6 protein-coding genes, 2 tRNA genes and 2 other RNA genes are annotated in these 6,754 nt (G+C 50.1%); 7 read left to right on the top strand and 3 right to left on the bottom strand.

Annotated elements, in window-relative coordinates; translation table 11 throughout:
* Positions 1-653: 653 nt before the first annotated feature.
* Positions 654-1,061, top strand: coding sequence for a histone-like nucleoid-structuring protein H-NS (gene hns, locus HII27_RS23140; RefSeq protein ID WP_185669730.1), 408 nt, complete (start codon positions 654-656; stop codon positions 1,059-1,061).
* 167 nt (positions 1,062-1,228) lie between these two features.
* Here the strand turns inward: hns and galU are convergent, their stop codons facing one another.
* From galU to rssA, 3 genes are all read right to left on the bottom strand, one after another.
* Positions 1,229-2,137 (bottom strand): UTP--glucose-1-phosphate uridylyltransferase GalU, encoded by a 909-nt coding sequence (gene galU, locus HII27_RS23135; RefSeq protein ID WP_185669729.1) that lies wholly within the window; start codon positions 2,135-2,137, stop codon positions 1,229-1,231.
* A gap of 320 nt (positions 2,138-2,457) precedes the next feature.
* Positions 2,458-3,471 (bottom strand): two-component system response regulator RssB, encoded by a 1,014-nt coding sequence (gene rssB / locus HII27_RS23130; protein WP_185669728.1) that lies wholly within the window; start codon positions 3,469-3,471, stop codon positions 2,458-2,460.
* 91 nt (positions 3,472-3,562) lie between these two features.
* A complete protein-coding gene (rssA, locus tag HII27_RS23125) occupies positions 3,563-4,474 on the bottom strand; it encodes a patatin-like phospholipase RssA (RefSeq protein ID WP_185669727.1) in 912 nt (303 codons plus the stop codon).
* 111 nt (positions 4,475-4,585) lie between these two features.
* Here rssA and HII27_RS23120 point away from each other — a divergent pair, with 111 nt between their 5' ends.
* The 6 genes from HII27_RS23120 (at position 4,586) to HII27_RS23095 (ending at position 6,648) form a co-directional block, all read left to right on the top strand.
* A complete protein-coding gene (locus tag HII27_RS23120; protein ID WP_185669726.1) occupies positions 4,586-5,044 on the top strand; it encodes a YchJ family protein in 459 nt (152 codons plus the stop codon).
* Between the two features lie 45 nt (positions 5,045-5,089).
* A complete protein-coding gene (purU, locus tag HII27_RS23115; RefSeq protein ID WP_185669725.1) occupies positions 5,090-5,932 on the top strand; it encodes a formyltetrahydrofolate deformylase in 843 nt (280 codons plus the stop codon).
* Between the two features lie 162 nt (positions 5,933-6,094).
* Positions 6,095-6,179, top strand: a tRNA-Tyr gene (locus HII27_RS23110).
* Between the two features lie 44 nt (positions 6,180-6,223).
* Positions 6,224-6,355, top strand: a non-coding RNA gene (locus HII27_RS23105) — RtT sRNA.
* Between the two features lie 34 nt (positions 6,356-6,389).
* Positions 6,390-6,474, top strand: a tRNA-Tyr gene (locus HII27_RS23100).
* A gap of 46 nt (positions 6,475-6,520) precedes the next feature.
* Positions 6,521-6,648, top strand: a non-coding RNA gene (locus HII27_RS23095) — RtT sRNA.
* The last annotated feature ends 106 nt before the right edge of the window (positions 6,649-6,754 follow it).

The following is a 6,754-nucleotide window of genomic DNA, read 5'->3' as shown; positions in this document are numbered from 1 at the left end:
AGCGGAGCAGGAAGGACATCTGATGGAAATGGAAGCCACGCAAGCACCTTAAAATCACCATCATACACTAAATCAGTAAGTTGGCAGCATTACCGCGAAGTCCTTACCATTGTTATCTGCAAATTAAACGTAACTTTCCGAAAATAACATCGTCATAACTATGGACATAACCCCGCAGCCCCGTATACCGTACGACGCAATTGCCCTTTTCATCCATTGAACTTACTTACCGTGCGTATACAATTTATCGCCGCGTGCTATCAATCAAATAGATGAATGAAGGTTAAGAAACAGAGCAGCAGAAAGCCTGGAGGGCACAAAGCGGTAAGGAACCATCCCCTTTATCCACGATAAAACCGTGTTCGGCAAAGGATGCATTCTGGCTAATACATAAGGTTGATATTTATCCATACGGAGTATATTTATGTGGGTAAACCGTCCTGCATCCCGCGTGTAATCACGTGTTGCCCTTCAACAATAAGCGCAGCGCGGCAGTGGGTGTTCGTCAGCAATTTAACTTATACATATTAAATATCGCACCAAATAACAGGTTATTTTGAATTCCTTACATTCTTCCCTATTGCACAACTGATTTTATCGCTCTATTATTACCTCAACAAACCACCCCACAATATAAGTTTGAGATTACTACAATGAGCGAAGCACTTAAAATTTTGAACAACATCCGTACTCTTCGTGCGCAGGCAAGAGAATGCACCCTTGAAACGCTTGAAGAAATGCTGGAAAAATTAGAAGTTGTTGTTAACGAACGTCGTGAAGAAGAAAATGCGGCAGCTGCTGAAGTTGAAGAGCGCACTCGTAAACTGCAACAATATCGCGAAATGCTGATTGCTGACGGTATTGACCCGAACGAACTGCTGAATAGCATGGCTGCTGCTAAAGTTGGCACTAAAGCTAAACGCGCTGCTCGTCCGGCTAAATATAGCTACGTAGACGAAAACGGCGAAACTAAAACCTGGACTGGCCAGGGCCGTACTCCAGCAGTTATCAAAAAAGCAATGGAAGAACAGGGCAAATCCCTGGACGATTTCCTGATCTAAGGTTAATCCATCCTGCTTCGTAAAAATCCCGCTTCGGCGGGATTTTTTATATCTGAAAAACACTGGCGATGATAACAAGCAGGCATAATGGCGCTCGTTTTTTATCCATTAGTGTTATTCAGATATAAAAAAGCCGGGTTTCCCCGGCTTTAGCAACATTCGTTAAATTACTTCGCAACGCCCAACGTGTCTTGCAGCCAGGCTTTGAAATCTTCGCCCAGCGTATTGTGGCGAATACCGTATTCAACAAACGCCTGCATATAACCGAGTTTATTCCCACAGTCGTGGCTTTTGCCTTTCATGTGATACGCTTCAACCGTTTCTTTTTCGATCAGCATATCAATAGCATCGGTTAACTGAATTTCGTCGCCGGCACCCGGAGGGGTTTTTGCCAGCAGCGGCCAGATTTCAGCGCTCAGGACATAGCGACCAACAACGGCCAGGTTAGACGGCGCAACGTCCGCTTTTGGCTTCTCAACCACGCCAACCATCGGGACGCTATCGCCTGGGTTCAGAGCGGCACCTTTACAGTCAACCACGCCGTACGCCGTCACGTCTGCTACCGGCTCAACCATGATCTGACTTGCGCCAGTTTCATCGAAACGCGCAATCATATCAGCAAGGTTGTCACGGCTCAGATCGGATTCATATTCATCCAGAATCACGTCTGGCAGAATAACCGCAACGGGTTCATCACCCACGACCGGATGCGCACACAGCACCGCATGGCCCAGGCCTTTCGCCAGCCCCTGACGCACCTGCATGATGGTCACGTGTGGTGGACAGATAGACTGCACCTCTTCCAGAAGCTGACGTTTTACGCGCTTCTCCAGCATGGCTTCAAGCTCGAAGCTGGTGTCAAAGTGGTTTTCAATGGAATTCTTGGAAGAATGGGTAACCAGTACAATTTCAGTGATACCAGCTGCAATACACTCGTTCACAACATACTGAATTAAAGGCTTATCCACCAACGGCAGCATTTCTTTAGGGATTGCTTTCGTTGCTGGCAGCATCCTTGTACCTAATCCCGCCACCGGGATTACAGCCTTTCTTACTTTCGAATTTAGGGCAGCCATTCAAATCTCCTGAACTGTTCAAACTTTGAACTTGCTCGTTAATTAATAACGCAATAAGTATATCATCACAGCCACATGAGGCTGCTCCGAAAAGAATGCGTTAACCTCGAATTAAGATTAATACTCGAAGAAGTCGAGCTGTAGGAGGGAACGCCGCTCATAAACTCAGGTTACAGATTGAAACACTGTCACAAAAGTAATGAACCTGACCAACGCACCAGCACGCTGAAACATGACGAGTATATCCACATCAATTTGCCAGATAGTATCACTACGGCAGATAAGCTGTTAAAGCTATCCCTGTAAAAAAATGCGTTTGCTCATTCCGCAGACAACATTAAGCGTAAACGGCCGCCATTACCCCAAATCTGACACTGCCATGAAGTGCAGCGTTGACTTATTTGATTGAGATAGGCCGTTCCTAACGTCCCCAAAGGAACGCCATTGCTTATTTGTATTTGATGCTCACCGGTATTTAAGGTTCCATTCAAACCGGCCGACACGAGGATAAGATTTTTTAATCCGCTATGGTAATAACCAACTAACAGTGGGAACTGACCTGGAAGATTTGCCTGGCGAAGAAGTTGGTTGACCTGTTTTAACAAACTGCCCAATTCCGGCAACCGTTGCCCCTGGTGGGAAAGCTGCTCCTGAAGCAGGCCATTAAAAAGCACGCGAAGTAATAACGCCGCCAGCACGCCATTATCCCCTGCCCGGGTGACATCCAGGCAATAAAAAGCCAAATCGTGTTCTGATAGCGGCGCAATATCGAGCACCAACCCCGGCGCGTCCACCGCCATTAATTGGCGATAATTTATACGACAGCGTGAAATAACCTGCTGAACCGGCGGCTGCAACTCCTGTAAGAGCTTAGCCGCGGCAGCAGGATTGTTAACCAACGCGTCCCAGTCTTCAAATAACCGCTCTTCTTCTTCCACCCGGGAATTAAACATATTGGGATAAAGACAGGCCAGCACCGTCTCACGCAGTCGGTTCAGGTCTTTCACCGGTTTTAATAAGACGTCCTGTACGCCAAGGCGTAGCGCTTTGGCAATATCGGCCATATTTTCAGTGGCGGAAATAATCAGGATTGGAATCTGCTCACCGGCGTTGCGGACGTGCTCCACCAGCTGCAGCCCATTCATGCGGGGCATCGCGAGATCGCAAATCATCAGGTCAGGTTTTTGCAGCGCCATCTGCGCCAAAGCGTCGACGCCGTCCTGCGCCACCAGCGTTTTCGCGCCCAGTGACGAAAGCCATGAGTCCATAAGTGAGCGGAAAACGGGTTCGTCTTCGACTATCAAAATCTGTTTTCCCGCCAACGGCTGCGTCATGATGTCTCCCCTGCCCGACGATAATTAAATAGTGGCATGCTATTGTGATAATCGCCTGTCAGAATATGCTGAAGTAGTCGAAAAAAATGCCTTAAGTCGAACTCTGTACCAAAGGCAAAAGCTCATCTGTCTTTTTTTCAACCGCTTGTTGACCCGCGGCTATTGCAGATGAGGCTCGATGAAAATCCAGTGTCGAGATCTGGGGGCAAAACGGCTGTAATAAAATATCCGGCGGGTCACCCGCCATGCGGTTTCGCTTAAGTCTGTTTTCCAGAACCTGGATTGAGGTCGTCATGATTTCCATCGCCGTCGGCGCTACCACCGAACGACGCGCTGCGGCGCGACCGAGTCGGGCACGCAGACGCTCATGCCATGATAGCTCATCTGCTGATTCATTCATCTCTTCATCGGGCTGAATATGGACGGACAGGAGATCCTGCTGCATAAGATGTGCGTCATGTTGCAAATCAACCGCTATCACAATATCGGCACCCAGCGCACGGGTCAGCGAAACGGGAACCGGGTTAACCACCGCGCCGTCAACCAACCAGTAGCCGTTATGTAGCACCGGCGCCATCAAGCCTGGGATGCTGCAGGATGCGCGTACCGCCATGTGCAGGTCGCCTTCGGTAAACCACAGCTCACGCCCGGTACTCAGATTAGTCGCTACCGCCGCAAAACGCCTCTCGCACTGTTCAATCACTTCATTAGGCATGATTTGCCGATACTGATTAAACACCCGCTCGCCGCGTAAAAGCCCACCGCGCCGCCAGGAGAGATCCATCAGGCGCAAAACGTCCCAGTAGCTGAATGAACAGACCCACTCTTCCAGTTGAGGAAGCCGGTTGCTGGCATACGCCGCCCCGACCAGTGAACCGATGGAACACCCTGCAACAATATCAATCTCGATGCCCATCTTCTGTAGCGCTTTAATGACCCCAATATGTGACCAGCCTCGCGCAGCTCCTGAGCCTAATGCCAGGCCAATTTTGATTTTTCTCATTGCGACCGATGAACATCCTCTTACTGATAGCGTGGCATCATTGCCAGCGCTCGGTTAACATAGTGCTATCGGGCGTTAAAACGCCGTTAATTATCGATTCAGGAGTTGTCTTTGTCTGAACTGTGCCCTTGTGGCAGCGCTCTCGAGTATAGCTTATGTTGCCAGCGTTATCTGTCCGGTAACGAATGTGCCGCCGAGCCGTCACTGCTGATGCGCTCGCGCTACACTGCCTTTGTTAAGCGGGATGCCGATTACCTGGTGAAAACCTGGCATCCCTCCTGTCAGGCTGGAACCTTCCGCGACGACATCCAGAACGGATTTGGTCAAACCGAATGGCTGGGGCTGACCGTCTTCGCGACCGAGCCAGGCCGTTCGCCTGATGAAGGCTTTGTCAGCTTCGTGGCCCGTTTTCGTGAAAATAACAAGAATGGTGCCATCATTGAGCGTTCGCGATTCTTAAAAGAAAACGGCCAGTGGTACTATATTGATGGCACCCGTCCATTAATTGGCAGAAATGACCTCTGCCCCTGTGGCTCAGGGAAAAAATTTAAAAAATGCTGCGGGCAATAAGCCCGGAACAGCTTCGCAAACATCATCAACAGGATTTACCCGGCAATGCATTCCATTCAACGTAAAGTTCTTCGCACCATCTGCCCTGACCAAAAAGGGCTTATCGCGCGTATCACCAACATCTGCTACAAGCACGAGCTCAATATCGTGCAGAACAACGAGTTTGTCGATCACCGCACCGGACGCTTCTTTATGCGTACCGAGCTGGAAGGCATCTTTAACGACTCCACCCTGCTGGCAGACTTAGACAGCGCGCTGCCGGAAGGCTCCGTTCGCGAATTAAATCCAGCCGGTCGCCGCCGTATTGTGATTCTGGTCACCAAAGAGGCCCACTGCCTTGGCGATCTGCTGATGAAGGCCAACTATGGCGGGCTGGACGTCGATATCGCCGCCGTGATTGGCAACCACGACACGCTGCGTTCGCTGGTTGAGCGTTTCGGTATTCCATTCGAGCTGGTCAGCCATGAAGGGCTAGCGCGTGAAGAGCACGACAAGCTGATGGCGGATGCCATTGAAGCGCACCAGCCGGACTACGTGGTGCTGGCGAAATATATGCGCGTGCTGACGCCTGAATTCGTTTCTCGCTTCCCGAACAAGATTATCAATATCCACCACTCGTTCCTGCCGGCGTTTATCGGTGCGCGTCCGTACCATCAGGCCTACGAGCGCGGCGTGAAGATTGTTGGCGCTACGGCGCACTACGTGAACGATAATCTGGACGAAGGCCCAATCATTATGCAGGACGTGATTCACGTCGATCACACCTACACGGCGGAAGATATGATGCGTGCCGGCCGCGACGTGGAGAAAAACGTTCTCAGCCGTGCGCTGTACCAGGTATTAGCGCAGCGCGTCTTCGTTTACGGCAACCGAACGATTATTCTTTAATCGCTAGCGAAATGAATTGATTAGCTTTAATCCGTTACGGACAAAAAGCACGCAAACAGTTCATTTTCGGTAAACGAATGCTTTACAGCGGCGCGTCATTTGATATGATGCGCCCCGCTTCCCCAGAAGGAAGCAGGCCAGTAAAACCAAGCTTTACCCCGTGGTGGGGTTCCCGAGCGGCCAAAGGGAGCAGACTGTAAATCTGCCGTCATCGACTTCGAAGGTTCGAATCCTTCCCCCACCACCATTATTCACTACAGCGATGTAGTTACCTCGGTGAGCAATGCAGATGTTTGCACTTATCGGGGAAGGGTGAGAACCTTCGATTAAGGTTCGACTCGAGCGAAAGCGAGAGAACGTTGCCAAAGGCAACGGCCCGAAGGGTGAGGAGCGAAGCGACGAATAATCCTTCCCCCACCACCATCTCCAAGCTTTACCTACAATTTGAATTACCCCTGGTGGGGTTCCCGAGCGGCCAAAGGGAGCAGACTGTAAATCTGCCGTCATCGACTTCGAAGGTTCGAATCCTTCCCCCACCACCATCACTTCCTGATAGCACCCTACTAAATCAAAACACTGAAATTCTATATTCTACCCATGCAGGGAAGGATGAGAAGCTTCGACTAAGGTTCGATTCGAGCGCCAGCGAGAAAGCGTTGCCGCAGGCAGCGACCCGAAGGGCGAGGCGCAGCCGAGTCATCCTTCCCCCACCACCATCTTCTCCCGGTAGTAACTCCTCTAATTAAGTATCCAAATCTGCCTTAATTATCTCTTTGAGTTTTCTCATTCTATTTTGTCTCTCTGCCATATATATCCCGGCCG

This window comes from Kluyvera sichuanensis (genome assembly GCF_014218705.1).
Lineage (GTDB): Bacteria > Pseudomonadota > Gammaproteobacteria > Enterobacterales > Enterobacteriaceae > Kluyvera > Kluyvera sichuanensis.
The sequence above is the reverse complement of the archived record's forward strand: the minus strand, read 5'-3'. Positions and strand labels throughout refer to the sequence as shown.